25 protein-coding genes and 1 riboswitch are annotated in these 26,958 nt (G+C 35.1%); of the genes, 10 read left to right on the top strand and 15 right to left on the bottom strand.

The window, feature by feature from the left end:
* Positions 1–88: 88 nt before the first annotated feature.
* Positions 89–1,525 (top strand): serine-type D-Ala-D-Ala carboxypeptidase, encoded by a 1,437-nt coding sequence (dacB, locus tag ACYIAL_RS03105; protein WP_483750951.1) that lies wholly within the window; start codon positions 89–91, stop codon positions 1,523–1,525.
* Between the two features lie 72 nt (positions 1,526–1,597).
* Here the strand turns inward: dacB and ACYIAL_RS03100 are convergent, their stop codons facing one another.
* Complete coding sequence (locus ACYIAL_RS03100; protein WP_483750950.1) at positions 1,598–3,433, bottom strand: ABC transporter ATP-binding protein; 1,836 nt, start codon at positions 3,431–3,433, stop codon at positions 1,598–1,600.
* Positions 3,434–3,686: 253 nt separating this feature from the next.
* A complete protein-coding gene (locus ACYIAL_RS03095) occupies positions 3,687–4,376 on the bottom strand; it encodes a LexA family transcriptional regulator (RefSeq protein ID WP_065637332.1) in 690 nt (229 codons plus the stop codon).
* 627 nt (positions 4,377–5,003) lie between these two features.
* Here ACYIAL_RS03095 and ACYIAL_RS03090 point away from each other — a divergent pair.
* Together ACYIAL_RS03090 and ACYIAL_RS03085 are read left to right on the top strand one after the other, a co-directional pair.
* Entirely contained in the window at positions 5,004–5,180 is a 177-nt protein-coding gene (locus ACYIAL_RS03090; RefSeq protein ID WP_065637331.1) for a Sec-independent protein translocase subunit TatA, read from the top strand.
* Between the two features lie 14 nt (positions 5,181–5,194).
* A complete protein-coding gene (locus tag ACYIAL_RS03085; protein WP_483750949.1) occupies positions 5,195–6,379 on the top strand; it encodes an FAD-dependent monooxygenase in 1,185 nt (394 codons plus the stop codon).
* Positions 6,380–6,422: 43 nt separating this feature from the next.
* Here ACYIAL_RS03085 and ACYIAL_RS03080 read toward each other — a convergent pair whose 3' ends face one another.
* From ACYIAL_RS03080 to pheA, 3 genes are all read right to left on the bottom strand, one after another.
* Entirely contained in the window at positions 6,423–7,604 is a 1,182-nt protein-coding gene (locus ACYIAL_RS03080; RefSeq protein WP_483750948.1) for an MFS transporter, read from the bottom strand.
* Positions 7,605–7,672: 68 nt separating this feature from the next.
* Positions 7,673–8,716 carry an A/G-specific adenine glycosylase gene (mutY, locus tag ACYIAL_RS03075; protein WP_483750947.1) on the bottom strand — a complete coding sequence of 348 codons (1,044 nt, stop codon included), beginning with the start codon at positions 8,714–8,716 and terminating at the stop codon, positions 7,673–7,675.
* 5 nt (positions 8,717–8,721) lie between these two features.
* Complete coding sequence (pheA, locus tag ACYIAL_RS03070) at positions 8,722–9,873, bottom strand: bifunctional chorismate mutase/prephenate dehydratase (protein WP_483750997.1); 1,152 nt, start codon at positions 9,871–9,873, stop codon at positions 8,722–8,724.
* Positions 9,874–10,318: 445 nt separating this feature from the next.
* Here pheA and ACYIAL_RS03065 point away from each other — a divergent pair, with 445 nt between their 5' ends.
* A complete protein-coding gene (locus ACYIAL_RS03065) occupies positions 10,319–11,935 on the top strand; it encodes a hypothetical protein (protein ID WP_483750946.1) in 1,617 nt (538 codons plus the stop codon).
* 101 nt (positions 11,936–12,036) lie between these two features.
* Here ACYIAL_RS03065 and raiA read toward each other — a convergent pair whose 3' ends face one another.
* Complete coding sequence (gene raiA / locus ACYIAL_RS03060) at positions 12,037–12,366, bottom strand: ribosome-associated translation inhibitor RaiA (RefSeq protein ID WP_160430117.1); 330 nt, start codon at positions 12,364–12,366, stop codon at positions 12,037–12,039.
* Positions 12,367–12,601: 235 nt separating this feature from the next.
* On the opposite strand from raiA, the gene trmJ reads away from it, so the two are divergent.
* Positions 12,602–13,363, top strand: a complete 762-nt coding sequence (gene trmJ, locus ACYIAL_RS03055; RefSeq protein ID WP_483750945.1) for a tRNA (cytosine(32)/uridine(32)-2'-O)-methyltransferase TrmJ — start codon at positions 12,602–12,604, stop codon at positions 13,361–13,363.
* A gap of 100 nt (positions 13,364–13,463) precedes the next feature.
* Here the strand turns inward: trmJ and cysS are convergent, their stop codons facing one another.
* From cysS to mog, 6 genes are all read right to left on the bottom strand, one after another.
* Positions 13,464–14,855 (bottom strand): cysteine--tRNA ligase, encoded by a 1,392-nt coding sequence (cysS, locus tag ACYIAL_RS03050; protein ID WP_483750944.1) that lies wholly within the window; start codon positions 14,853–14,855, stop codon positions 13,464–13,466.
* A gap of 219 nt (positions 14,856–15,074) precedes the next feature.
* Positions 15,075–15,314: a GlsB/YeaQ/YmgE family stress response membrane protein gene (locus ACYIAL_RS03045; RefSeq protein ID WP_174797331.1), complete on the bottom strand. Its 240-nt coding sequence runs from the start codon at positions 15,312–15,314 to the stop codon at positions 15,075–15,077.
* Between the two features lie 718 nt (positions 15,315–16,032).
* On the bottom strand, positions 16,033–16,278 hold the full coding sequence (locus ACYIAL_RS03040) for a GlsB/YeaQ/YmgE family stress response membrane protein (RefSeq protein WP_065637322.1): 246 nt from the start codon (positions 16,276–16,278) through the stop codon (positions 16,033–16,035).
* Between the two features lie 346 nt (positions 16,279–16,624).
* Positions 16,625–17,989: a lysine-sensitive aspartokinase 3 gene (lysC, locus tag ACYIAL_RS03035; RefSeq protein WP_174797330.1), complete on the bottom strand. Its 1,365-nt coding sequence runs from the start codon at positions 17,987–17,989 to the stop codon at positions 16,625–16,627.
* A gap of 74 nt (positions 17,990–18,063) precedes the next feature.
* Positions 18,064–18,237: riboswitch (Lysine riboswitch) on the bottom strand.
* Between the two features lie 107 nt (positions 18,238–18,344).
* Positions 18,345–18,803 (bottom strand): transcriptional regulator ArgR, encoded by a 459-nt coding sequence (gene argR, locus ACYIAL_RS03030; protein WP_065637320.1) that lies wholly within the window; start codon positions 18,801–18,803, stop codon positions 18,345–18,347.
* Between the two features lie 165 nt (positions 18,804–18,968).
* Positions 18,969–19,547: a molybdopterin adenylyltransferase gene (mog, locus tag ACYIAL_RS03025; RefSeq protein ID WP_483750943.1), complete on the bottom strand. Its 579-nt coding sequence runs from the start codon at positions 19,545–19,547 to the stop codon at positions 18,969–18,971.
* A 222-nt stretch (positions 19,548–19,769) separates the two neighbouring features.
* Here mog and ACYIAL_RS03020 point away from each other — a divergent pair, with 222 nt between their 5' ends.
* Both ACYIAL_RS03020 and ACYIAL_RS03015 read left to right on the top strand, forming a co-directional pair.
* On the top strand, positions 19,770–20,708 hold the full coding sequence (locus tag ACYIAL_RS03020) for an ABC transporter ATP-binding protein (RefSeq protein WP_483750942.1): 939 nt from the start codon (positions 19,770–19,772) through the stop codon (positions 20,706–20,708).
* Complete coding sequence (locus ACYIAL_RS03015) at positions 20,708–21,490, top strand: ABC transporter permease (RefSeq protein ID WP_483750941.1); 783 nt, start codon at positions 20,708–20,710, stop codon at positions 21,488–21,490. Before ACYIAL_RS03020 ends, ACYIAL_RS03015 begins: the two co-directional genes overlap by 1 nt.
* A gap of 36 nt (positions 21,491–21,526) precedes the next feature.
* Here ACYIAL_RS03015 and ACYIAL_RS03010 read toward each other — a convergent pair whose 3' ends face one another.
* From ACYIAL_RS03010 to accB, 3 genes are all read right to left on the bottom strand, one after another.
* Positions 21,527–22,165: a bifunctional 4-hydroxy-2-oxoglutarate aldolase/2-dehydro-3-deoxy-phosphogluconate aldolase gene (locus ACYIAL_RS03010; RefSeq protein ID WP_174797326.1), complete on the bottom strand. Its 639-nt coding sequence runs from the start codon at positions 22,163–22,165 to the stop codon at positions 21,527–21,529.
* A 68-nt stretch (positions 22,166–22,233) separates the two neighbouring features.
* Complete coding sequence (gene accC / locus ACYIAL_RS03005; RefSeq protein ID WP_483750940.1) at positions 22,234–23,580, bottom strand: acetyl-CoA carboxylase biotin carboxylase subunit; 1,347 nt, start codon at positions 23,578–23,580, stop codon at positions 22,234–22,236.
* A gap of 39 nt (positions 23,581–23,619) precedes the next feature.
* Positions 23,620–24,075, bottom strand: a complete 456-nt coding sequence (gene accB / locus ACYIAL_RS03000) for an acetyl-CoA carboxylase biotin carboxyl carrier protein (RefSeq protein ID WP_483750939.1) — start codon at positions 24,073–24,075, stop codon at positions 23,620–23,622.
* A gap of 371 nt (positions 24,076–24,446) precedes the next feature.
* Between accB and ACYIAL_RS02995 the strand changes: the two genes are divergently transcribed.
* The 3 genes from ACYIAL_RS02995 to mreD all read left to right on the top strand — a co-directional run bounded on the left by ACYIAL_RS02995 (position 24,447) and on the right by mreD (position 26,955).
* Entirely contained in the window at positions 24,447–25,493 is a 1,047-nt protein-coding gene (locus ACYIAL_RS02995) for a rod shape-determining protein (RefSeq protein ID WP_174797324.1), read from the top strand.
* Between the two features lie 147 nt (positions 25,494–25,640).
* Complete coding sequence (mreC, locus tag ACYIAL_RS02990) at positions 25,641–26,483, top strand: rod shape-determining protein MreC (RefSeq protein WP_483750938.1); 843 nt, start codon at positions 25,641–25,643, stop codon at positions 26,481–26,483.
* On the top strand, positions 26,470–26,955 hold the full coding sequence (gene mreD / locus ACYIAL_RS02985; RefSeq protein ID WP_483750937.1) for a rod shape-determining protein MreD: 486 nt from the start codon (positions 26,470–26,472) through the stop codon (positions 26,953–26,955). The genes mreC and mreD overlap by 14 nt, the downstream gene beginning before the upstream one ends.
* Positions 26,956–26,958 lie beyond the last annotated feature (3 nt).

The following is a 26,958-nucleotide window of genomic DNA, read 5'->3' as shown; positions in this document are numbered from 1 at the left end:
AGTATATATTGCTAGCTAAATCAAAAAAAGTTATATTTGCAGGTCTTGTTTAACTGTTTTAATTTAATCACTTTCTGAGCCAACATTCATGATAAAATTTAGGGTAATTATTTTCTTTCTTCTTCCTCTTTTTTCAGGGTTATTACATGCACAATCAGTGGAACCTTACGTATCTTCTTTACCTAAAGGAAGTGATTTATCCGTTTTGATTCAGTCTGTAGGAAGTAATCCTAAGACATTAGCAAAATATAAAAGTGATCAGTTTAAACAACCTGCCAGCACTCAGAAAGTAATAACCGCTTTGGCTGCTGAGCTCGAATTAGGGCGTGATTTCAGGTTTATAACGCGCATGCAAACTAGTGGCACGGTTAGTAATAGACAGTTAAATGGTGATCTGATTATTCAGTTTAGTGGCGATCCTACTTTTACTCGCGCGCAATTAAAAAATATGATTGCGGAGCTACGTCAAAAAGGTATTGAAAAAATTGTAGGAAATGTGATTCTCGATACTTCAATATTTACAAGTCATGACAAAGCTCAGGGATGGTCATGGAATAATCTAACAGCGTGTTACAATGCTCCACCATCAGCAGTGATTATTGATGATAATTGTTTCTATGCAACAGTGACCCCAGGTAAAGTAGGCGCGAAGGCCTCTATTTCTAAGTCATCAAATATTCCTGTTGTCGTGACAGGTGATGTGAAAACGATCGCAAAAAACAGTAAAGATCTCAATGATAAGTATTGTGAATTAGATGTTACCTATTCAGGTAAAAATCGTTATTATCTATCAGGATGCATTGCCTCAAGTTCGGATAAAACGCCGTTAAAATTTGCGGTAATTGATGGTGTTGAATATTTTTCTACTATCTTTAAAAATGAACTTAAGCAACAACAAATCACTTATACCGGATCACTCTTTGAACGCAATCAGAGAACTAGTGAACAGTTGTCTTTGCTAGCTTCTAATCAATCAGCACCTCTTTCTGATCTGTTAACCGTGATGCTTAAAAAATCGAACAATTTATATGCAGATGCTATTTTTAGAACGTTAGGTGCTCATTATTATCATGTTCAAGGTACGTGGCGTAATGGTGGTGATGCTGTTAAGCAAATTTTACGCAAAAAAGCAGGTATTAATCTTGAGAACCTAGTTATTGCTGATGGTTCTGGATTATCTCGATTAAACTTGGTGAGTGCTGACAAATTAATGGAAATTTTGCAATACATTGCTGCCCATAATACGCAATTAAGGATTATTGAAATGTTACCAATTGCTGGGGTTGATGGTACGTTACAAAATCGTAAGAGTTTTAATCAAGCGCCTTTTAAAGAGACAATACGAGCCAAAACTGGTTATATTCAAGGATGCTATAATTTAGCTGGATTTATCCAAAAGTCTGATGGCAGATATGTGGCTTTTGTGCAGTTAATATCGGGTTACCACGCCGATAGACAAAATGAGCCAAAAAATAGTGCAATTATGCGATTTGAATCAGAATTTTATAAAAATTTTATTAATTAATAAGTTAGTAATAAGGACACATAAGTTTTATCGAAAATGAGTATGTGTCCTAAAACTTATTTACTAATAAAATTAAATATTAGCCGCTAAAAATCCACCGCTTTGATGTTTCCATAGCTGGGCGTACAGTCCGTTTTTCATCAGTAATTCTTGGTGAGTTCCTTGCTCGATGATTTTACCTTGATCTATAACGACTAATCTATCCATTGCTGCAATGGTTGATAACCGGTGAGCAATGGCAATAACGGTTTTACCTTCCATTAAAGTGTATAGGCTTTCTTGAATGGCTTGTTCAATTTCAGAATCCAGCGCACTTGTTGCTTCATCTAATAATAAAATAGGGGCATTTTTAAGAATGACGCGAGCAATTGCAATACGCTGTCTTTGCCCACCAGATAATTTTATGCCTCGCTCACCAACAAATGCGTCATACCCAGTTCTACCTTTTGCATCAATTAGCGTTTGAATAAAGGTATCAGCATGTGCTTTTTGGGCAGCTTCAATCATTTGTTCTTCAGTTGCGTGATTATTACCATAGAGCAAGTTTTCTCGTACTGTTCGATGCAATAAAGAAGTATCTTGTGTCACCATGCCAATTTGTGCTCGCAGGCTTTCTTGACTCACAGCGGTAATATCTTGATCATCAATAACAATCTTGCCACTTTGTAAATCGTAAAAGCGAAGCAATAAATTAATAAGTGTTGATTTACCTGCCCCTGAACGACCAACTAATCCTATTTTTTCACCAGATTTAATTGTTAAATCTAAATTTTCAATGACTGAATGACTCTGTTTTTTGTCATAGGAAAAATAAATGTGTTTAAATTCGATTTTTCCTTGAGTAACATTAAGTGATGTTGCATTGGGGTGATCAACAACCGTTTTAGTTGCTGAAAAAGTATTAATACCGTCTTTAACAACCCCAATATTTTCAAATAGGGCAGCTATTTCCCACATGATCCAATGCGAAAAACCATTTAAACGAAGTGCAACGGCTGTTGTTGTTGCAATTGCACCAACGCCAATTAATTGATCGGTCCATAACCACAGTGCAACGCCTGTGGTACTTAGTACTAACGAAATAGACAATAAGTGATTAACAATTTCAAAACTACTGACTAGACGCATCTGTTTATTAACAGTCACTAAAAACTCATCCATTGATTCTTTAGCATATTTTGCCTCATTGCCTGCATGAGAAAATAGTTTTACTGTCATAATGTTAGTATAGGCATCGGTTACTCGTCCTGTCATTGTAGAACGAGCATCAGCCTGCATACTAGCCACCTTACTTAATCGGGGAATAAAATAATACATAGCAATGCCATAAGTCAGACACCAACACATAAATGGCATTAATAACCAAATATCTAATTGGCCGATGATTGTTGCCATAGTAATAAACGAAATTAGGACATAGATAAAAATATCCGCCACTAAAAAGCAAGTATCACGAACTGCTAGTGCAGTTTGCATGACTTTTGCTGATATTCTTCCGGCAAATTCATCTTGAAAAAAGCGCATACTTTGATTAAGTACTAGTCGATGTAGATTCCAGCGCATTCGCATTGGAAAATTCCCTGCTAGGCACTGATGTTTAATAATCGTTTGTAGTCCAATGATAATGGTACTTGCGAAGATGATTAAGGCTAATAAGACTAATGTTGTTTTTTCTTGTTGCCAAAATTGGCTAGGTTCAACAACTGCAAGCCAATCAATGACTTTACCAAGGGCTGCGTATAAAAAGGCTTCAAAAGCTCCACCTAATGCACTAAAAATAATTAATAATAGTAGAAATAAACGAGTTCCTTTAGTTGATTGCCATATGAAACTAAAAAAGTTTTTAGCCATAGGCTCTGGTTCATCTGTCGGATAAGATGACACCAATTTTTCGAAGAATTGATACATATTTAGACCTAATTAATAATAAGGTTTTCTTTGATTATATTGTCAATGATATAGAAAAATGGGGTGAGTGCAAATAGCTATAAATTGTTTTTACACTCAAATTTTATATGAAATTTAAATAAGTATTACTTAGCTATGCACTTGTTATTTATAAATTTATCAATATCAAAGAAGTTAGTGAGGAAATAAACTGTTTTATATTTCCTCGTTTTTTGATTATATCTTGAAAGTTAATATATAGCGATTAGTTGTTTTAAAAAATGTCTTTAATAATAAGCACCACTCGCCCAACAATATGGTATTTATGAAAATCTATCTTGGAAACTTCAATAGTTGGATGTTGGCTATTATTACAAATTAATAACCACCCATCGAGTGTTAAACGTACTTTTCTTAAAAAGGTAATATCTTCATATTCAATTAGGTATATTGCACCATCAACAATATCAGTTATTTCAGTGTTTAAAATTAGCCCGTTATTGTTTTCTATTTCTGGTGACATTAAATCGCCTTTTGCCCAGTATATAATTAATTTTTTAGCATCTAAACCGCGATGCTTAGCCCAACCCTCAATAATAGGATAGTTCATTAATGGTGGTGTTTCTCTAACAAAACGTTCCTTTTGCGCTTCTTCTTTGGTTGGTAATTGTTTTTTATAAACAGGGATTCGATAAATATTTTCGTTGTAAACATCTTCTTCATTTTTAGAATCTACAAATTCTAACCTATGCCCAGTGGCCAGCCAATTAAAAGAAACATTACATTTTTCAGCAATGACTTCTAAACGGGTAAGCGATGGGTACGTTTTACCAGATAGGTAATCTCTAATTACTGTTTCTGACATATCGCATTTTTTCGCGAATGCAGAAACAGATAAACCTTGCATTGAGCTGTGTAATCTATCTTTGAAAGTTTTAACATTATTATTTTTAATTGAATTCATCTTTGATCCATTATTTCTCGCATAAATTCATTAATTATAGTGCATTTTTTTGTGATTTTGTATATGAAAATAGTAAATAAAATCAATTCAATGGTTTTTATTCTATGTTAATTGTGCTTTTTTAATTTTATATATTCGATTTTATGTTGTTTTTCGTTTTTTAATATAAGAGTTATCGTGTTGTTAAAAAAAACGATTGTTTTTTGTTTTTTCTGCTCGAATTCTTGTATTTTTCTGTGAAATTTACTTATTTTAATGTTTTGTAAATGTTTTTTTTATTAAATTTGATGTTTATCAGGTGAATTTTAGTGGTTAAATTTTAGTTATACTCATGTTTTTATTGGATTTGCTTATTTTTTGTGAAATTGTTAAATAAGCTAGAAAACAAATAAAAACGTTGACTAAAGCGAAAAAAAATGGATAATAAGCAGGGTAAGGATTTTTCATTGTTTTCTTTCCTTATATTCCTTATATTTCATGTTGGCCTGTATAATTTTATACAGGTCTTTTTTTATTCTTTAACTATTCATGAAATCACGTCATAAAAAGAGTATAATGAGCACTTTATAAAATCTATTTTAAAGCCCACCCTAAATAGAGCGTTATATTTATTGAGAGGATTTGATTATGTCTTTTAGCATTCCACACCTTTTAGTGTTTTTGGCCGTAGTTATTTTATTATTTGGCACTAAAAAATTACGTAATTTAGGTTCGGATCTGGGTTCAGCATTAAAAGGCTTTAAAAAGGCGATGAATGATGACGAAGTTGAATCGAAAAATGATGATAAGTTAGATAATAAATAGTTGTACTTATAGGTATGAATACTCATTTTGATGTAGCAATTGTTGGTGGTGGGTTAGTTGGTTTAGCAACGGCGTGCGCACTTAGTCAATATGCTCTAAACATTGCAATTATAGATACTAAAATTCATCAGCATGTATCCTTGTCATATGAAGATGTTGGTATTAGAGCTTCAGCTATTAATGGCGCAAGTCAACGGTATTTTTCGCAAATCGGTATATGGGATGATTTGTGCGCAAGTCAACGTGTACAAGAGTTTAGCGAAATAGGTGTATGGGAAAAATATGGTCAAGCTCATTTGTCTGCTCATGCCAAAGATTATGATTATCCTAACCTTGGATATATAATCGAAAATAATGTCATTTCTCATTATCTTTACCAATATGCTTTAAATTGCTCCAATATCAATATTTTTAGTTGTGAAGCCATTGATTGTACATTTAATGATGACTTTGCCTTTTTGACGCTTGCTGATAAAACTGTTTTACAATCTAAATTAATGGTAGGTGCAGATGGTGCTCATTCTTGGGTGCGTAGATGCGAAAATATTTCTGTTTTTGAACGCGATTATATTCATCATGCTGTTATTACAACTGTTGAAACTGAGTATCCACATCAATCTTGTGCTAGACAAGTATTTTATCCCAATGGGATTATCGCTTTTCTTCCTCTTTGGGATGAATATAAAAGTTGCTTAGTTTGGTCGACTAAACCTGATAATGCAGCAATTTTGACTTCGCTTTGTGAATCTGAATTTTCAAATCAATTATCAGCGTTAACAGGCGATAAAGTAGGCAAATGCAAATTAATTAACCCGCGCATGGTATTTCCATTAAAAGCGCGTTTTGCAAAACAATTTGTTAAACATCGCCTAGTACTTATTGGTGATGCTGCGCACACGATTCATCCTTTAGCAGGACAAGGTGTCAATTTAGGGTTTCAAGACTCCGCTTTATTAGTTTCGACCATTAAACAATTAATTGATACACAAAAAGATATTGGACTTGTAAATAATTTGAAGTCATTTGAGTTTAACCGTCGTAAAGATACGTTAGTTATGTTAACAGCCATGCGAACTATTCAAGATATGTTTAGTGGTGATAATGTGCTGAAAAAGACATTAAGAACCATTGGTATGAATGCTATTAATCATAGCTCATTATTAAAAAAACAATTGATCAAATATGCTATGCATATTTGATCTAGGTTGACATTTTATTACTGTGATTTTTGTCAAAAAGTTTCTAATAGGAATGCGTTTTAGTATAAAAAAGCCAGCAAATGATACCTAATATTGCCAAAGACGTGCTTGCAATGATTATCGCTATCCATCCGTAATGACTAAATAAATAGGTCGAACCCACAGATCCTAGCATTCCGCCAATAAAATAACATACCATATAACCCGTATTCATTCGGCTGCGTGCTTCGGGCCTAATTTGATAAATGGCATTCATACTTGAGACGTGGGTAACTTGTACGGCAAAATCTAATAAAATCACGCCAATAATTAAGGCATAAATTGAATATTGGGCTAACGAGAGTGGCAACCAAGATAACAGTAATAAGCATAACCCAATAGTGGTTGCAATAAAACCTTTGCCTTTGTCTGACAATTTTCCTACTATTGGTGATCCCATTGCCCCAGCCACACCAGCAAGTCCAAATAAGCCAATAATAAAATCAGAATAGTGGTATGGTGCATTAGTTAACAAAAAGGCAAGCGGTGTCCATAATAGTGAAAATAGTGCAAATGATATAATGGCTAATAGTGAACGAATTCTAAGCGTTGGTTCTTGTTTATATAATAAAGCAATCGACCATAACAGCTTAAAATAATTAATGTTAATATCACTACGGTAACTAGGTAGAGAAATCCAGAGTAATAGCGTCACAATGGTCATCATACCTGTTGCAATCCAATACACGTCATGCCAATCAGCAATTGTTGAAATGATGCCAGCAAAGGTTCTACCTAATAAAATACCTAGTAGCATACCGCTCATTAACATGCCCACAATTTTACCACGATGCTCTGGTTTTGATAGCGTAGCGGCAAAAGGAATTAAAACTTGAGCCACCGTTGAAAATAGCCCTGTCATAGCTGTGCCTATTATAAGCATGCCTATATTTTGAGATAATGCGCTTACCATAAGTCCACAAGTGGATAATATCATTAAAATAATAATCAGCCTTTTACGCTCCAATTTATCGCCAAGTGGTGCGATAAAAAGTAAGCCAACAGCATAACTAAATTGCGCAGCCATAATGATTGATCCTGCATTTTCTACTTTTATATGCAGATCATGTGTAATCGAATGTAATAGCGGCTGCGCATAATAATTGCTGGCAATAGTAATACCGATAGCAAATGCCATTAAAAAGACTAAGTAGCTAGATAAACTTTGATGTGGTTTGCTTTGCATAACAGAATATCGTTAAAAATAATCGGTGATTATATACGAAAAATAACCTAGATACTGATAAAGAAGCGTTAGTAAGTCATTTGTTTTAATAAGTTATAAATAGGCGTTGCTAGTCCTATTTTGGCATTGTCAGCTTTAAGGTTATACCAATAGCCACAAGATTCATCCCAACATTTTTTATATTTAGTGATAACACAATGGATAGGAATAATATCTAAGTGAAAATGGCTAAATGTGTGGCGAAAGGCAATGAGTTGCTTTGGTTTTGTTGTTTCAATTCCGTATTTTTTTAACCAGTCAGTTAACGCTTGTTTACTTGAAAACTGAGGTAAACAATATAGGCCTCCCCAAATGCCAGACGCAGGTCTTTTTTCGAGCCAAATAGTTTGGTTATATTCAAGCATTAAAAAATAAGCTATTTTTTCAGGAATAGTATTTTTAGGTTTTTTGGTTGGGTATTGTTGCCAATTTTCAGTTTTATAGGCAAGACAATGATTATGTAAAGGACATAAAGTGCATTTAGGTTTAGAGCGAGTACAAACCGTTGCTCCAATATCCATCATGGCTTGATTAAATTTTGCAACATCATTTTTTGGTGTAACTTGCTCACTCAATTGCCAGAGATTATTTTCAACAGTTTTAATACCAGGCCAGCCTTCAACTGCAAAATATCGGGTTAAAACACGTTTTACATTGCCATCTAAAATGGGATAATGCTGATTTTGTGAAAGTGATAAAATTGCCCCAGCAGTTGAACGCCCTATGCCGGGTAGTGCAATGACATCGTCAAATTGTGTTGGGAATTCACCATTAAACTTTTCAGCAATCATTTGGGCTGCTTTATGTAAGTTACGTGCCCTTGCATAATAGCCAAGACCTGTCCAAAGATGCAATACATCATCTATTGAAGCTTTTGCTAGGTCAGTTACCTTGGGGAACCGTTCAATAAAACGGTTAAAGTAAGGGATAACAGTTGCAACTTGAGTTTGTTGCAACATGACTTCTGATAACCAAACATGATAAGGGCTTTTTTCGATTTGCCAAGGTAGCGATTTTCTACCGTACTGTTCATACCAGTTAAGTACCGCTTGTGAAAAATGTTGCATTGCCATAGTCATTACATTACCGGAACAATTGAATCACTTGGATAGCATCCGAGCAACTTAGTATATAGCGTCATTGATGCTAGTTCTTTGAGTGCTGTTTGCATTTCATAAGAATGGATGTTGCCTTGCAAATCAATATAAAACATTTCTTCCCATGGTGTACCATGAATTGGACGCGACTCAAGTTTAGTCATGACAATATTATGATTACGTAATACTAATAGGGCATCAACTAAAGCACCTGCTTGTTGACCAGTCTTCATTAAAATTGTGGTTTTAGCTGGAATTTGATCCGAAACCTCAATCGGCTGGCGTGCCAACACAATAAAACGCGTAATGTTTTCTTTTTGATTAGCAAAGTTATGTTCAAGGACTTGCAGTCCATATAATTCACCGCCATCTTTATTACCCATTGCTGCAACATTAGGTTGATTTAATTTAACAACAGTTTCCATTGCTGATGAGGTACTGTCGCAATATACAATCTTCCAATGAGGGTAGTTTTCTAGGAAGTTACTGCATTGCTGGAATGGTTGTGGATGACTATAAATAGTATTAATTTGCTCAAGTTGTGAATTTGGTATAGCGAGAACGCAATGATCGATAGGTAAAGAAAGCTCACCAATAATGTGCAAATTGGTTTTTTGCAATAAATCATAAACCTCATTAATCGAGCCTGAGCTAGAATTTTCTATTGGTAAAATGCCATAATCTACCGCACCATTTTCGACTTGTTCAAAAATATCTTTAAAGGTTGAACAGCCTAATTCAATCATTTCATCTAAGTGAGCGCTAGCATAGCGGCGAGCAGCTGAATGTGAATAAGATCCTTTGGGACCTAAAAAGGCAACTTTGGCAGTGGCACTAGTGCCGTGATTAAGCTTTTCTTGTAATATTTTTTGTTGTAATAGTACTGAATCTTCGATAATTAATTGATATAAGCGTTTAATAAATACATCATCAAGATGATAGTTTTTGCCTTGATTGATTAAGGATCTTATCAGTGAACGCTCACGCTCCATATCGCGCACCGGAATGTTCGCATCAATTTTAGTATGAATTACTTGTGTTGAGAGTTTGCGTCGTTCAGCAATAAGTTCTAACAACGTTTTATCTAGCTCATTAATCTTATCTCGTAAAGGTAATAAAGGGTTTGCTGTCATTTTCATTAGATATTTAAAAAAAGATAGTTTGTATTATAACAAGCAAAAAAATAAAGACACCATCAAAGTCTATTTTTATGATAGAATAAAGATATACCTACTGTGGACTCGATATAACAAAAGTTTTTATTTTCTGTTTATTATCATGATATAAAAGTGTCTAAATTACCAAGATTTTTAGGTCATTATAATATATTCAAAAAATCTATCTCAAGTCTTTGGTATAAACGTGTAGCGTTTGTACAATATATTTACAAATCTTAACAAAAATCTAGTTTTTTACTTTCAAACAATTGTTTTTTATTTATAATGCAAGTTCTATATGCTAATTTGCACAGTTCTTATTATTTGCATGGAAAAATAGATAAAAAAGGCACCTATAGAATTTTATTCTAGAAAATTGAAAATAAGTTAAGAATTATCAAAAGGAATAGGTAATTATAAAATGAAGGAATCAAACACATTTCTTGATCACCCACAAAAATTAATTTCAAAAAATGCTTCTCTTTTTACATGGTTAGCTTCTTATTTTAATTATCGCTCCTATGTAGTAACTAAGTTAGTTGAATGTACTTTGTCATTGTCAAAATGTTGCAATTTACGTTTAATTCTATTGATTGTTATTTATCCTATGTTATTCGTTAATAATGCGAATGCATTATCGGCAGCGACAGCAAATGTGGTAAATGGAAGCGCTCCGTACTTAAGCTTGGATGGTGGGGAAACTAAAATAAATAGTGCTGAAGGACTATTAGGAATAACGTTACCTAATGGGCATTATATTCCACCTGGGGTAAATAGTGCGCTTTATCCTAATGCGACGATAGATACGTCAAGCGCAAGCAATCCTATTGAGTTACCAAGTACCACAACGTTTGCTGATATACAAACAATGGTGCCAGTGGCAAGTTATCCTAGCATTGAGTTAAATAAATTGGTTAATTCACCGTATAATTACGGGAAAGATGACGATGGTGATGTTGAAATAAGTGCAACGGGGAGCTTGATGATCCAATGGCAAGACAAAAAAGGTCAAGACATTACAACACAAGTCAAAAATCACCAAAAAGCAACATTAAGCGCGTGTAGCGCACCTTATAAACTGACACTAACGGCAACAAACGTTAGTATATCAACGAAGTATGGTCAGCCAAAGAGCAATACCTTTATAGGTGATCGTTATACCTATCATATTGTTGTTCCTAATATGGATAAGCCATGTCCTTCCGTTGCTTTTGCTCAGCCCAATTTATTGTTTTCTGCTGGAGATGAATCGCCAGATTTATGGAATGGTCAAAAAGGGTTTAAAGTCGCCGATGTGAGTGACACAACAAAGAACTTCCCGACTACGGGAGCAAACAAATTGTATTTCTTTTTACTCTTAAAAAATATAACCCCAGAACAAGTTATAGCTGCAAATGGTACAAAGGTGAGTGCAACAAATGGTATGGGTGTGACATTATCATTAAGCAAGAGTACAACAGGTTGGCGAGACACACCTTTAGGTGAAGCAGCATTAAAGATAGAACTAAATGGACCGGATATAAGCTCAAATAATAAGGCATTTACCCCTTCATTATTTAATATTTATGCAGATAGTACCCATTTAGAATTGTTATACAGTTTCAAAATAGAGCGTTGGTATATAATTCCGATTCAACGAAGTCGCACTTATGACGATATTCAAAAATTTTGTCGTAATTTAGGTAATGGCTATCGAGTTCCTGATGCGAATGATTTAACTAATGCAAATGGGGATGGTTGGACAGGAGGTATACCGGGCAGAAATGTTAACAGTTACCAAAGGCGTTTAAGTTATCGTGATAGTAATCGCTGGGTTGGCGGGATACTTAATGAGTGGGGCTATATTACTGATACCCCTAACAACGCTTTCTTGAATCATGGATATTGGGTTACCCAGTCGAATAACATCTGCCTATCTGGTTCTGAAATACTATTTGCTAACTCAATGTTTGGTAACGTTAATTGCTCGGCATATACCACTAGAGTAATCGAAAAAGACCAATATGATAAAGTCGGCGATGTCTGTGTGAGCCCATAATACTATATTTTCTAAATTGAGAATGAGTATTGTTATCGTTTTATCCGAACATACTTATATTTAATATCACGGTTATTGTGATTTACTGTATAAAAGGGGAATTATTCCCCTTCTGGTATGGCTTCTTTTATGCTATTAAATGCCCGACGAGCTTCGCCTTTATGTTGCAGTTTATTGAGTTGTTTTTCTAGTTTATCAATAAGATCATTAATTGCGGCATACATATCAATATGTTTAGCAGACGCAACTAATGGCGTTCCTTTAGTAGCAATTGTTGCATCAACAATAAATCCATCTGGTTCTTTGGATAAAATAAAATGAGGATTGATTAGCTGTGCTCTCCATTTATCTAACTTCGAAAACTTATCTTCTAGGTAGCTACGAATTGCAGGGGTAATATCCATTTGTTTACTGGTAATACTTAAAGCCATAGTTGACCTCCGTTTTTTATCAATAAATCTAACATTTTTAAATGTTGTTATTACTACATTGGCAAATTATTTTATTCTCGTCAATAAGATATTTATTATTGATCACATTTTTGTGAATTTAATTTAAAAATAGATTCTATTAATTAGCTATTGCATAACAGTGGGGCTGAAACTGATTTTACTATATACTGTGTCAATAAGTATTTAGTTTATTATGCGTTATAAGATATTTTCAATGAATGAGGATAATGTGAGTTATTTAGATAATGTAAAGATTGTTTTGGTTGAAACATCTCATACAGGTAATATGGGCTCTGCTGCAAGAGCAATGAAAACCATGGGATTAACGAATCTTTGTTTAGTTAATCCAGTCATCAAGCCCGATTCTCAATCGATTTCGTTAGCGGCAGGTGCGAGTGATATTATTAAAAACGCGCAAATTTTTTCGTCACTTGAACAAGCGATTGCCGACTGTACTTTAGTGATTGGCACTAGCGCCCGCTCTCGTAGTTTGCAATGGCCACACTTAACCCCAAAAACATGTGGTGATAAGATTATTCAAGAAGCAACTAATGCCAGCGCTCAGGTTGCTTTGGTCTTTGGTCGCGAGCGAGTCGGTTTAACCAATGGAGAATTGCAAAAGTGCCATTATCATGTTGGCATTCCTGCTAATCCTGATTATAGTTCTTTAAACCTTGCCATGTCGGTGCAAGTTTTGTGTTATGAAATTCGTATGTCAATGTTAAATCTTGAAAATAACATATTAGAGCAAACAAATGCGAATCTGTCCGAAACTGAATTTCCTATTGATGCCGATATAGAGCGTTTTTACCAGCATTTAGAACAAACTTTATTACACACAGGCTTTATTAATGCCAACCATCCGGGGCAAATTATGGGACGTTTGCGACGATTGTTTACTCGCGCACGCATTGAACAACAGGAACTGAATATTTTGCGTGGTATTTTAACTTCGATTGATAAAACGTTACGATGATCACAAATAGAAACACCCACAGAATTGTGGGTGTTATTTTTAATTGACACTGTTTAGTGCGTTATTTTATTTATTCATCAAAATTTCGATTTTGAGAATATTAACTTTTTTTGCGCCATGTTGTTCCATTCGCGCCATCTTCAAGCACAATATTCATTGCATTTAATTTGTCGCGAGCTTCGTCGGCTTGTGCCCAATTTTTACTTACTCTGGCTTCGTTGCGTTGTTTTATTAATGCCTCAACTAATGCAACATCAACATCATCTTGCTGATCACCTTGTAAAAATTTAATGGGATCTTGCTCTAATAATCCAAGTACAGCGGATAAATAACGTAATTCAGCAGCTAATTCATTAGCAAGTGACATATTATTATCAGCTTTGGCTTTATTAATTTCACGAGCTAAATCAAAAAGAGTTGAATAAGCTTCTGGCGTATTAAAGTCATCATCCATTGCATCACAAAATTGACGATAATAATTGCTATCAGGCGTCATGTGTGGATGAGTTGGATCAGTGCCTCGTAGGGCTGTATAGAGTCTCTCTAGTGCTATTCTCGCTTGCTTTAAATTTTCTTCGCTATAATTGAGTTGGCTACGATAATGACCTGATAGTAAAAAGTAACGCACTGTTTCGGCATCATAATGTTTTAGTACATCGCGAATTGTGAAAAAATTATTAAGTGATTTTGACATTTTTTCTTGGTCTATCATAACCATGCCTGAATGCATCCAATAATTGACATATTGACCATCATGCGCACAGGTTGATTGGGCAATTTCATTTTCATGATGTGGAAACATTAAATCAGAACCACCACCATGAATATCGAAGTGATTACCTAACTGATAACTATTCATCGCCGAACATTCAATGTGCCAACCTGGGCGACCTTTACCCCATGGCGAATCCCAACTTGGTTCATTCGGTTTTGACATTTTCCATAACACAAAATCCATTGGATTACGTTTAACATCAACTACATCAACACGCGCACCGGCTTGTAGCTGTTCTAAATTTTGTCGCGATAAAATACCATAATTTGGATCACTGTCTACTGAAAACATCACATCGCCATTATCGGCAATATAGGCATGATTTTTGACAATTAATTCTTCAACTAATTGGATAATTTGTGGCATGTGATGAGTAGCACGTGGTTCTATATCCGGGCGTTTTATATTAAGTGCATCAAAATCTGCATACATTTCTTGAAGCATTCGATCAGTAAGTTGATCACAACTTTCGCCATTTTCGAGTGCACGCTTGATGATTTTGTCATCAACATCAGTAATATTACGCACATAAGTTAAATCATAACCTAAAAAACGTAAATAACGTGTGACAACATCAAATGCAACAAAAGTACGCCCGTGACCAATATGGCAAAGATCGTAAATGGTTACTCCACAAACATAAAGCCCAACTTTATTAGGGGTAATAGGTTGAAATGTTTCTTTCTCGCGGGTTAATGTATTGAATATTTTTAACATTATTATCTACAGGTTAAAATTAATGGATTTTGTTAAATAATATAACAAAAATCTGGATATGGCGAAATTACTTATTCTAAACTTTGTAAAGAAATAGTGTGAATATGCATAAACCAAAATAATAGCTTTTGGTTTATCGTTTTGGTATGTGCCTTAATAAATGAGGATAAAGAAGATATATCTGAAAGTAAAAATATAAGCTTAAAACGCATTATTGTTTTAAATTCGATAGAAATAAATGAGCATAATCGCCCCAAGTACTGAAATTAACAAACTAGGAAAGTTAAAACCTGTTATACTACCCCAGCCAAATAAGGAGCTAATACACTCGCCCATTAAGGCTCCTGTCAAGCCTAATAAAGTCGTTTTAATTATACCAATACGTCCTAGTGGCATAAAAAACTTGGCAATAAAGCCAGCAACTAATCCTAGAGCAATTATCAAACTTATAATTTTCATAATAAATTCCTTTGGTTATTGAAATTATAATTAGTTTACTAAATTAAAAAATCTAATAGATGCTGGTGTTCAATATAATGGATTTAATTAAAAATAATATATTGTAAGTCGCTCAGTTTTTTTACACTTTATGTGTGGAATAATTCTTTAATAACGCATAAGGCGTTTTTCCCAAAATTGCTTTATTTAGTGAATAAATCTTTTCTACCTTTTGCATCGCCAACTATTTTCTGATTATGCCATATCTTCATTAAAATGCATATCGTGTTTTTATCTTTCCTATTTGTTAGAGGGCAGGCGGAGTTTGTGAATTTTTGATTGATACGATAGTTATCTCATGTTTTAAACGATAGGTACTGCAGATTCTCAATTAATCACGAAACGGTATAGAATCCTGAATATTTTTTACAAAAATATAACCTAAGAAGTGAACCACTGGGGAAATACCTCATAGTGAGTACAAAACTGATATAGAAAATTACGCTGCCTGTTTTAGTGTTTTATATTCAATAGGTATTATGTTATTTAATGCCTCACCAGGTCTTTTCGTATTAGTTTCGTTTTTGTAAGTATTTATTACAGTCGTTGCTCAAGTTAGGGGGGAAACAACGCAAGTAAGGCAATCACTACAAATGGAGATAAGGATGATATATCTAGAAATATTAAGCATGAAGTGTATTTAAATTGGCGGGAAACCCGCCAATTTAACAGGAACAAATTATTTTTTTATGTGACGATAGATATAAATGAGTATAATCGAACCAAGTACTGAAATTAACAAACTAGGGAAGTTAAATCCAGTCACACTACCCCAACCAAAGAAGGTGCTAATATAGCCGCCTACTAAGGCACCTGCAATGCCTAATAAAATAGTTTTAAATACTCCTACACTTCCTAGTGGCATAAAAAACTTGGCAATCCAGCCGGCAATTAATCCTAGAATTATCCAACTTATAATACCCATGATAATTTCCTCTTGTGATTGAAATTAACTTTAGTTTACTTAAATTAATTAAAAAATCTAACAGAAGATAATGTTCAATGAAATAGTTTTAATCGATTAATTAAGAGTCATAAATAATATGCAAAATATATTAATAACTAATACTACTAAAGAAAATAGGGATTTAATTTAAAAACTCACTATACCAATAAAATATTGTGAATGCATAAATCATTTTACATTTTATAATTATGGATAATAAAAGTTAATAATGTTTTGCCCTGTTTTCGTTCTCTTAACATATATTAAAAAAGATAAGCTGATAATTAGCGCTAAGTATAAGGGAGATTAAATCTCCCTTATAACATTATTGTTCAAAAATTGTGTTATGTAGAATTTTAATAATGGATTCTGCGTCATTGCTTTTTGCTAATAGGCAAAGATTGTGAGTACTTGCCCCATAACAGCAAAGTCTAATAATAAAATCATCTAATACACCAAACACCTCTTTTGCTATACCTTGTGTTGATGTTAGGTTATTGCCAATAATAGCAATTAGTGCTAAGTCTTCTTCAACTGTGACATGACACATTGTTGACAGTTCATCAAATAATGCTTTTGTTAATAAACTGTTGCCGTTAGTGTTAGTGCCTGTAGTATCAATAGTTAATGCGATACTGACTTCAGAGGTTGTGACTAAATCAACCGAAATATTATGTTTGGCTAATATCGTAAACACATTAGCTAAAAAACCTTGTGCATGCAGCATATTTAAACTAGTAAGTGTTAATAATGTTTGCTTGCGACGCAGGGCTAACGCTCTAAATACGGGTAATTTAGATGTAATGCTATTAGTGTTGTAAACAATGGTTCCTCCTTCTTGAGGCGCTTTACTTGAACCAACAAAAACCGGGATATTACTACGCACAGCTGGGACTAGTGTTGCTGGGTGTAGTACCTTCGCGCCAAACGTTGCCATTTCGGTTGCTTCAGCAAAAGATATCTCATCAATGCGTTTAGCCGCAGGTGTAATGCGCGGATCGTTAGTATAAATCCCTGCAACATCAGTCCAAATGTCAATTTGAGTGGCATTCAATGCTTCACCTAATAACGCTGCGGTATAATCGCTTCCTCCACGGCCTAAGGTGGTCGTTTTACCAGAACTTTCACTACCGATAAATCCTTGTGTTACAATGACGCTACGATCGTTTAGTGATTTTAAATGTGCACAGCAAAGCTGTTTAATATCTTCAATTTTAGGTGTGGCTTTACCAAATTTATCATCGGTGCGCATAACTTTACGGACGTCAAACCATATGGCATTTTTTTGTTTTTCTTTCAATATTTCAACAAACAGTTTTGAAGACATAATTTCACCGTGACTAACTAGCTCATCAGTTAATGCTGGTGATGTAGCTAAACTTGCGGCTTCAGACAAAGAGGCTATATTAGCAATGATTTTGTCAATTTCAGTTCGTAGTTCGGGATTTTCAGGTAATTGTTCTAAGATGTTGTATTGGATTGATTGGATTTTGGCAATATGTTGAGTTCGAACATCGGCATCACGTCCTTCTGCTAATGCGACTAGTAAATTTGTTACGCCAGCAGATGCCGATAGTACCACAACTTTTACGTTAGGATTAGCTATTACAATATTGGCACTATTTACCATTGAAGGATAATCGGCAACACTAGTACCACCAAATTTAGCAATTACAAATGATGTTTCCATAAATTCCTCATATTAAAAATTTTTATTTTTAACAGAGTTAGAGCGGGTGTGTCCTATTTACAATTAAAAAATACAGACCATGAAGCGCTCCACCTGTTAAGGTGACAACCCAAGGGATTCAGCCCTTGCAGTCGATTTGATCGCTTCTGGATTGGCAATCAAACCTCGGCATTACATCCCCTCGATCATTTATTCGTGGTTCCAGTCCCTAAAATGATTTACCTGAGTAATGCGCCTCTTCGTTTTTGCAACTTCAGTTACGAAATCAGCGTTATATAGGATTAACGATTTTGTTAATTGTGTCAATAGTTTAAATGTTAAAATTATTTGCTAGCAATAGGGGAAATGGAAAAACCTATAACTCACGTTCAAACAATTCAATAATGGTTTGATATAATTTTTTTACTGTATATTCTTTAGTAGGTGTACTAAATATAGTGTCATCGCCCGCAATTGAACCTAAAATGCCTTCTGATTTACCAATTGAGTCAAGTAATCGAGCAATGAGTTGAGCGGCACCAGGGCTGGTTCTTATCACCACCATTGAACTATTGAAATCAATATCAATCACTAAATTTTTTAATGGACTACTCGTTGTAGGCACACTTATTTCTGCAGGTAAACAATAGACCATTTCGGATTTTGCATTGCGGGTTCTCACTGCACCAAATTTGGTTAGCATACGCGAAACTTTGGATTGATTGATGTTATCAAAACCTTGTTCTTGTAGCGCTTGTACGATTTCTACTTGTGAACTAAACTTCTCTTGACGAAGTATCTCTTTAAATGTTTTAGTGAGATCGGCTTGTTTCATAATGTTCCTTGGTTTTTAATTTGTTACTGATAGTGTGCCAATATATGCAGTCATAATACTTATAATAAAATTTGCTTGCTATTCAAATTAAAATAACGCCAGCAATTTTAGATAGCATGAATAATAATTTCGTTATAGATAATTATGAGTTAAATTGGCATAAAATTAAAGAGTTGGTTTTATTGCATCTTTAGGGCGAAAAGACTTTATAACTTGTTCATGGGTTTCAATGTAAGGTCCTTCTAATAGTTGTATACAATAGGGGATGCTAGCAAAAATGCCACTAACAATGACATTGCCTTGGTTATCTTTAACTCCCTCAAGGGTTTCTTTTATTGATTTTGGTCTGCCTGGTAGGTTTATGATCAAACATTTTTTGCGAATAACACCAACTTGTCTTGATAAAATTGCGGTTGGTACAAAATGTAAGCTGATTTGACGCATTTGCTCTCCATATCCCGGCATCACCCGATCAGAGATGGCGAGTGTCGCATCAGGTGTTACGTCTCTAATTGCAGGACCAGTGCCTCCGGTGGTTAAAATTAAATGGCAATGTAGATTATCAACAAGCTCACATAATGTTTGTTCAATGATAGCTTGCTCATCGGGAATAATACGATTTTCGGTTACAAAAGGCGTTTTCAATGCGGTTTGTAACCATGAAACTAATGATGGAATGCCTTCATCTTGGTAAACGCCACTTGAAGCTCTATCTGATACTGAAACTAACCCAATTTTAAACATGCTATTTATTCCTTCAACGATAAAGGCACACAGCTTGAAAATTAAAACTACACTGTTTGTGCCCAACCAATAATAATATGCGCTATGATCTTACAATGATAATTTATTCGCATTGATATAAATAAAATTAAAAAGACCTTTACATTGATTGATTTTATTGTCAATTGATTTAACATGATATCATATTATTCAAATAGCAATTGATTCACTTAGGATATATTTATGCCATCAATTCCTGCACTTGAGCTAATATCACTCAAAAAAATTTATAAAGATGGTATAGAAGCATTAAAAGGTATCGATTTAACTGTACAAGCTGGCGATTTTTATGCCTTATTGGGGCCTAATGGTGCTGGGAAGTCAACAACCATAGGCATTATTAGCTCATTAGTCACCAAAACAGCGGGACAAGTTAAAATTTTTGGTTATGATTTAGATAAAGATGTTGTCAATGCTAAAAGACAATTAGGGCTTGTGCCACAAGAATTTAATTTTAATCAATTTGAAGAAGTACTACAAATAGTTACTAATCAAGGTGGTTATTATGGATTGCCCAGAAAGCTTGCATTAGAGCGTGCTGAAAAGTATTTGCGAATTTTAGATTTATGGGACAAACGCCACAGTCGAGCTAGCATGTTATCCGGTGGCATGAAAAGGCGATTAATGATAGCCAGAGCGCTTGTGCATGAGCCTAAATTATTAATCCTTGATGAACCAACCGCAGGTGTTGATATTGAATTACGCCGTTCTATGTGGGATTTTTTACGTGAAATCAATCGGCAAGGTATCACAATTATTTTAACCACCCATTATTTAGAAGAAGCCGAAATGCTATGTCGAAATATTGGTATCATTCAGCATGGTCAATTGATAGCTAACTCATCCATGCGTGATCTATTGGCGAAAAGCCAATCTGAAACAATTGTTATTGATTATGTCCCTACATCTGAGCCAATTAAATTACAAGGCTACAGTTATTCTGATGTGGAGCTCGGCATGTTAGAAGTGCAAGTAGATAAGCAACATGGATTAAACCAATTATTTGAACAATTAAATCAACAAAATATTAAAGTGATCAGCGTACGAAATAAAGCAAATCGGTTAGAAGAGTTATTTGTTGATCTATTGCACAATGATACCAAGCAAAAAGGTGATATTTGATGAATAATTTATATTGGATTGCCTTAAAAAGCATTTGGCGTAAAGAAGTGACACGATTTTTAAGGATCTGGGTTCAAACGCTAATTCCGCCCGTTATTACCATGTCTCTTTATTTTATTATCTTTGGTAATTTAATTGGCTCTCGTGTTGGTGAGATGGGGGGATTTAGCTATATGGCATTTATTGTGCCGGGATTAATTATGATGTCAGTTATTACCAATTCTTATACCAATGTTTGTTCATCCTTTTTTAGCGCTAAATTTCAACGTAACATTGAAGAGTTATTGGTCGCACCTGTACCAACGCATATTCTTATTTTGGGGTATGTTGGTGGTGGCGTGATGCGTGGTATTTTAACTGGTATTTTAGTGACGATCGTATCACTATTTTTTGTTCGTTATGAAGTGCATTCTTGGTTATTTGTTGTTTGTACATTACTATTGACCTCAATTCTGTTTTCATTAGCTGGTTTATTAAATGCGGTATTTGCCAAGACATTTGATGATATAAGCATTATTCCAACATTTGTATTAACACCATTAACTTATCTTGGAAGTGTTTTCTATTCCATTGCTATGTTACCAGACTTTTGGCAGTGGATTTCAAAAATTAATCCAATCGTTTATATGATTAACGGTTTTCGTTATGGATTTTTGGGCGTGACAGACGTGTCGTTATGGATAACGTTTTCAATGCTGATTTTGTTTGTTACCGTACTGTATGTAATTGCATGGCGACTTATTGAAAGTGGGCGAGGGTTAAGAAGCATCGACAACGAATAGTTAACCGCCGATATTATATCGGCGGAATAATAGCAGTTATTGTGCACCAGCAACGGCTTGTTTTGCCATTTCCGTAATTTTAGCAAAATCCCCTTTTGCAATTGCATCGGTTGGAATAAACCAAGTGCCACCGACACAAAGTACATTATCAAGCGCAAGGTAATCGCGATAGTTTTTCGGGTTTACTCCCCCCGTAGGACAGAACTTCATATATCCACAAGGGCCAGCAAAAGCTTTTAATGCTGCAACGCCACCATTGATTTCAGCTGGGAAGAATTTTAGTGCCGTTAGACCATATTCTTGTGCTGTTAATAGTTCAGAAATAGTTGCAATACCAGGAATAACAGGGATAGGACCTTCAACCGCAGCTTTTAAAATAGCGTCAGTAATACCAGGAGTAATGACAAATTCAACGCCAGCTTCGGTGACTTGTTTTAGTTGTTCAACAGTTGTCACTGTTCCTGCACCAACCACAGCTTCAGGAACTTCTTTGATGATTTTCTTTATTGCGTCAATTGCGCAAGCTGTTCGTAACGTCACTTCCAGTACTTTTACTCCACCAGCAATGAGCGCTTTGGCTAGCGGTACCGCATCTTCAATACGTTCAATCACAATAACCGGAACAACAGGTCCCATGGTTAAAATTTCTTCAGCGCTTTTTTTCCAATTTTTCATTTATATCTACCCATACCTTATTGATACTTAAATATAGCAATAATCCCTAATAGATAGGGATTATTTTGTTACTCATAAATGCCTAATTTCTTTTCTAAATAATGAATATTGGTACCACCTTTTTGGAAGCCTTCATCATTCATGATTTCAATATGAAGATCAATATTGGTTTTGATGCCATCAATCACTAGCTCTGCTAAGGCATTTTTCATCCGCGCAATGGCAACTTCGCGTGTTTCTCCATAAGCAATTAATTTACCAATCATTGAGTCATAGTAAGGCGGGACAGTATAACCAGCATAGATATGTGATTCCCAACGAATACCAAAGCCACCTGGCGCATGAAAACGGGTAATTTTTCCTGGTGATGGCATAAAGGTTTTGGGATCTTCAGCGTTAATTCGGCATTCAATCGCGTGACCTTTAATGGCAATATCACTTTGTTTAATTGACAGTGGCTTGCCAGCTGCGATCAAAATTTGCTCTCTTATTAAATCAACACCAGTTACCATTTCAGTAACCGGATGCTCTACTTGAATACGGGTATTCATTTCAATGAAATAAAACTCGCCATTTTCAAATAAGAATTCGAAAGTACCTGCACCACGATAGCCGATCTCAATACATGCATTAACGCAACGCTCACCAATGAATTTACGCATTTTAGGTGTGATGCCAAGTGCAGGTGCTTCTTCTACCACTTTTTGATGACGTCTTTGCATTGAGCAATCTCGTTCACCTAAATAAACAGCATGACCTTGACCATCAGAAAGTACTTGAATTTCGATATGACGTGGGTTCTCAAGGAATTTTTCCATGTAAACCATATCATTATTGAAAGCTGTTTTGGCTTCCAATTTGGTCATTTTGATGGATTGTTCAAGATCCTTTTCTTCCCGAACAATACGCATACCGCGACCACCACCGCCACCAGAAGCTTTAATAATCACAGGATAGCCAATTTGTTTAGCGATTTGTTTATTGGCTTCAATATCACTACCTAGTGGTCCATCTGAACCCGGCACACAAGGCACACCGGCTTTTTTCATGGCATGAATCGCCGATACTTTATCGCCCATTAAACGGATGGTATCGGGTTTTGGACCAACAAAAATAAAGCCTGAACGCTCAACTTGCTCTGCAAAGTCTGCATTTTCAGATAAGAATCCATATCCTGGGTGAATAGCAGCAGCACCGGTTACTTCAGCAGCTGAAATTAGTGCTGGCACATTAAGGTAACTTTTTACGGAAGCTGCTGAGCCAATACAGACGGTTTCATCTGCTAGTAATACATGTTTTAAATCTTTATCTGCCGTAGAATGAACTGCAACAGTTTTAATTCCAAGTTCTTTACATGCTCGTAATATACGTAGAGCTATTTCTCCACGATTCGCAATAAGAATTTTATCAAGCATATTCAATCTCTTAATCGTATAGTCATTAATAAATTCAGATTATTCAATAATGAATAGTGGCTGATCAAATTCAACTGGTTGACCATTTTCAACCAAGATGGCTTTTATTGTACCAGCTTTTTCTGACTCGATTTGGTTCATCATTTTCATCGCTTCAACGATGCAAAGTACATCGCCAACATTTACTGTTTGACCAACTTCAACAAAAGCTTTTGATTCTGGACTTGGTGTACGATAAAAAGTTCCAACCATTGGGGATTTGATTGTTGTGCCATCAGTTACAATAGTCTCTGTTACAACTTCAGTTTGAGCTGTTGGAGCTACAACGACAGGAGCGGGTTGAGGAATTTGAATATTTTGTACTGGCGCCGAATAGTTTGTAGTAGGAGCAGAACGACTAATTCGAACTGATTCCTCACCTTCAGAAATTTCAAGTTCAGAAATACCTGACTCTTCAACTAATTCAATTAATTTTTTAATTTTGCGTATATCCATGAATTACACCGTGTTTATTTGATATAAGTAACAATGATTTTAATGCATCCTTATTAATGGCTAACAGTGTTGTTTTCGCCGATAATAAGGTTGTAACTCAACATTAACGCGGAAGAATACACTGTAAAACTGAATTTGTCATTATATATCTCCTTTACAAACACTTGTTATACTATTTTCTAGGTATTATTTTATAATTGCGATACAATAATGAAAGTGAGTTACTATTGGGTTTGGCTATGGTTTGGAAAGGTCAAATAATATCTTATTTAGCTTGGATAAAGCTGAAAATATATATTTTTGATTCCATGGTTTGTTTTTAAATACTAAAATATACTTAAACAAGATTTATTCTAGGAAGAGTTTTTATTATGTTCAAAAAAGTTCGCGGCTTGTTTTCAAATGATTTATCGATCGATTTAGGTACAGCAAACACACTTATTTATGTAAAAGGACAAGGTATTGTATTAAACGAACCTTCGGTTGTAGCGATCCGCCAAGATCATCGCACTGGCACACCCAAAAGTGTTGCTGCTGTTGGGCAAGCTGCGAAACTGATGTTAGGGCGAACGCCTGGTAATATTGCTGCTATTAGACCAATGAAAGATGGCGTTATTGCCGACTTTTCTGTCACTGAAAAAATGTTACAGTATTTTATTCGCCAAGTTCATAGCCATAGTTTTTTAAGACCAAGCCCCCGTGTTCTTGTTTGTGTACCTGTTGGCGCTACACAAGTTGAGCGTCGTGCTATTCGTGAGTCAGCATTAGGCGCAGGTGCGCGCGAAGTATATTTAATTGAAGAACCAATGGCAGCGGCTATTGGTGCTGATTTACCAGTATCTGCACCGACAGGTTCAATGGTCGTTGATATTGGTGGTGGTACTACAGAGGTTGCTGTTATTTCATTAAATGGTGTTGTTTATTCTGCATCTGCACGTATTGGTGGTGACCGCTTTGATGAAGCGATTATTAACTATGTTCGTCGTAATTATGGTGCCTTAATTGGTGAAGCAACAGCCGAAAAAATCAAACATTTTATTGGTAGTGCTTATCCTGGTGATGAAGTGCTTGAAATAGAAGTCCGTGGACGTAACCTTGCTGAAGGTGTTCCGCGTAGCTTTACTTTAAACTCTAACGAAATTTTAGAAGCCCTGCAAGAACCATTAAGTGGAATTGTTAGTGCGGTCAAAGTTGCATTAGAACAGTGTCCTCCTGAACTTGCTTCTGATATTTCAGAACATGGTATGGTTTTAACTGGCGGTGGTGCTTTATTACGTAATATTGATAAATTATTATCAGCTGAAACCGGTATTCATGTTGTCGTGGCTGAAGATCCATTAACATGTGTTGCAAGAGGTGGTGGCAAAGCACTAGATATGGTAGACATGCATGGTGGCGATCTATTTAGTGAAGAGTAATTGCTGCCTTATTGTTAAGTAAATTAGTTTCATATTGATGAAACAATTAGTCAGTAAACATCTCATATTTTCTTCCGCCGACTTTGTCGGCGGAGTCATATCTTGAAATAATTAGATCTTGAGCATAAAACAGGTAAGTACTGGACAATGAAATTACTTTTTTCTAAACGTTCACCTCTCAGTGTGCAATTATTTACTTCTCTAGCGTTAGCCTTGGCTCTAATTGTATTAGATGTCAATTATCGCCCATTTAAAGAAGTTCGTTATTATCTCGATACCATTATTTCGCCTCTTTATCATGTTTCGAATGCGCCAAGATCTTCGTTTGATTCGCTTTACGAGATGTCAAAAACGCGAGAAAGCCTAATAAATGAAAACGCAAAATTGCATGCAGAGTTATTGCAACAAAAAAACGATCTATTATTACTTGAGCACTTAAAACATGAAAATAGTAGACTTCGTGAATTACTTGGTTCCCCATTAAGGCATGATGAGCATAAAATGGCTGCGCAAGTATTGCTAGCAGATACTGATCCGTATGTTTATCAATTTGTTGTCAATAAAGGCAAACAAGATGGCGTTTATGTTGGGCAACCTGTTGTCGATGAGAAAGGAATAGTCGGACAAATTTATGAAACCGCGCAATCAACAAGTCGCGCAATTTTAGTGTGTGATTATCAACATGCCATTCCAGTACAAGTATTGAGAAATGATATTGGTATGGTTGCTGTAGGTAATGGGTGTAGTAATGATTTAACGTTAGAATTTTTGCCTAATAATGTTGATATAAAAGTCGGTGATGTTTTAGTTACCTCAGGACTTGATGGTCGTTTCCCTGAGGGATATCCAGTAGCCATAGTCAGTTCAGTAAAACTTGATATTACCGATTCAACCCCTATTATTTCAGCTACACCAACCGCTGATTTGAAACGGCTGCGTTATTTATTGTTATTGTGGGGAAATCAAGGAGTAAAACATGAGGGGTCGTAATCGAATATTAATTATTTGGATAACGCTATTCATTGGCTTATGTTTACAAATTATTCCATGGTCGCCATTATATAATATGTTTAAACCCGATTTGCTGATCCTCATTTTTGCTTATTGGCTGATTGCTCTTCCTCATCGGGTTGGGATTGGCACCGCTTTTGTATTTGGCGCTATGATGGATCTGTGTACTGGTTCGATTTTGGGGATCCATGCTTTTATTTATTCATTTATTGCTTATTTAATTATTTTTAAATTCCAAGTAATACGCAATTTAGCGTTATGGCAACAATCGTTTATCATCTTTGGTGTTTCGGTATGTTACAATTTACTGGTATTTTTATTCCAAGTTAGTATTTATCATACAATAACAATATCACCATTAATTTTACTATCAAGCTGTATTGATGGCTTATTATGGATTGTCATTTATCTATTATTGCGGCTAATAAGGCGAAGCTTTGCTATCAATTAAAAG

The sequence above is a fragment of the Gilliamella sp. X-57 genome (assembly GCF_057063565.1).
This window is presented reverse-complemented; position numbering and strand designations above follow the sequence as displayed.

What these genes read in the sequence shown, in the direction of transcription:
- dacB (WP_483750951.1), top strand. Translation starts at nt 89, where the DNA reads ATGATAAAATTTAGGGTAATTATTTTCTTTCTTCTTCCTCTTTTTTCA.
- ACYIAL_RS03100 (WP_483750950.1), bottom strand. Translation starts at nt 3,433, where the DNA reads ATGTATCAATTCTTCGAAAAATTGGTGTCATCTTATCCGACAGATGAA.
- ACYIAL_RS03095 (WP_065637332.1), bottom strand. Translation starts at nt 4,376, where the DNA reads ATGAATTCAATTAAAAATAATAATGTTAAAACTTTCAAAGATAGATTA.
- ACYIAL_RS03090 (WP_065637331.1), top strand. Translation starts at nt 5,004, where the DNA reads ATGTCTTTTAGCATTCCACACCTTTTAGTGTTTTTGGCCGTAGTTATT.
- ACYIAL_RS03085 (WP_483750949.1), top strand. Translation starts at nt 5,195, where the DNA reads ATGAATACTCATTTTGATGTAGCAATTGTTGGTGGTGGGTTAGTTGGT.
- ACYIAL_RS03080 (WP_483750948.1), bottom strand. Translation starts at nt 7,604, where the DNA reads ATGCAAAGCAAACCACATCAAAGTTTATCTAGCTACTTAGTCTTTTTA.
- mutY (WP_483750947.1), bottom strand. Translation starts at nt 8,716, where the DNA reads ATGGCAATGCAACATTTTTCACAAGCGGTACTTAACTGGTATGAACAG.
- pheA (WP_483750997.1), bottom strand. Translation starts at nt 9,873, where the DNA reads ATGACAGCAAACCCTTTATTACCTTTACGAGATAAGATTAATGAGCTA.
- ACYIAL_RS03065 (WP_483750946.1), top strand. Translation starts at nt 10,319, where the DNA reads ATGAAGGAATCAAACACATTTCTTGATCACCCACAAAAATTAATTTCA.
- raiA (WP_160430117.1), bottom strand. Translation starts at nt 12,366, where the DNA reads ATGGCTTTAAGTATTACCAGTAAACAAATGGATATTACCCCTGCAATT.
- trmJ (WP_483750945.1), top strand. Translation starts at nt 12,602, where the DNA reads ATGAATGAGGATAATGTGAGTTATTTAGATAATGTAAAGATTGTTTTG.
- cysS (WP_483750944.1), bottom strand. Translation starts at nt 14,855, where the DNA reads ATGTTAAAAATATTCAATACATTAACCCGCGAGAAAGAAACATTTCAA.
- ACYIAL_RS03045 (WP_174797331.1), bottom strand. Translation starts at nt 15,314, where the DNA reads ATGAAAATTATAAGTTTGATAATTGCTCTAGGATTAGTTGCTGGCTTT.
- ACYIAL_RS03040 (WP_065637322.1), bottom strand. Translation starts at nt 16,278, where the DNA reads ATGGGTATTATAAGTTGGATAATTCTAGGATTAATTGCCGGCTGGATT.
- lysC (WP_174797330.1), bottom strand. Translation starts at nt 17,989, where the DNA reads ATGGAAACATCATTTGTAATTGCTAAATTTGGTGGTACTAGTGTTGCC.
- argR (WP_065637320.1), bottom strand. Translation starts at nt 18,803, where the DNA reads ATGAAACAAGCCGATCTCACTAAAACATTTAAAGAGATACTTCGTCAA.
- mog (WP_483750943.1), bottom strand. Translation starts at nt 19,547, where the DNA reads ATGTTTAAAATTGGGTTAGTTTCAGTATCAGATAGAGCTTCAAGTGGC.
- ACYIAL_RS03020 (WP_483750942.1), top strand. Translation starts at nt 19,770, where the DNA reads ATGCCATCAATTCCTGCACTTGAGCTAATATCACTCAAAAAAATTTAT.
- ACYIAL_RS03015 (WP_483750941.1), top strand. Translation starts at nt 20,708, where the DNA reads ATGAATAATTTATATTGGATTGCCTTAAAAAGCATTTGGCGTAAAGAA.
- ACYIAL_RS03010 (WP_174797326.1), bottom strand. Translation starts at nt 22,165, where the DNA reads ATGAAAAATTGGAAAAAAAGCGCTGAAGAAATTTTAACCATGGGACCT.
- accC (WP_483750940.1), bottom strand. Translation starts at nt 23,580, where the DNA reads ATGCTTGATAAAATTCTTATTGCGAATCGTGGAGAAATAGCTCTACGT.
- accB (WP_483750939.1), bottom strand. Translation starts at nt 24,075, where the DNA reads ATGGATATACGCAAAATTAAAAAATTAATTGAATTAGTTGAAGAGTCA.
- ACYIAL_RS02995 (WP_174797324.1), top strand. Translation starts at nt 24,447, where the DNA reads ATGTTCAAAAAAGTTCGCGGCTTGTTTTCAAATGATTTATCGATCGAT.
- mreC (WP_483750938.1), top strand. Translation starts at nt 25,641, where the DNA reads ATGAAATTACTTTTTTCTAAACGTTCACCTCTCAGTGTGCAATTATTT.
- mreD (WP_483750937.1), top strand. Translation starts at nt 26,470, where the DNA reads ATGAGGGGTCGTAATCGAATATTAATTATTTGGATAACGCTATTCATT.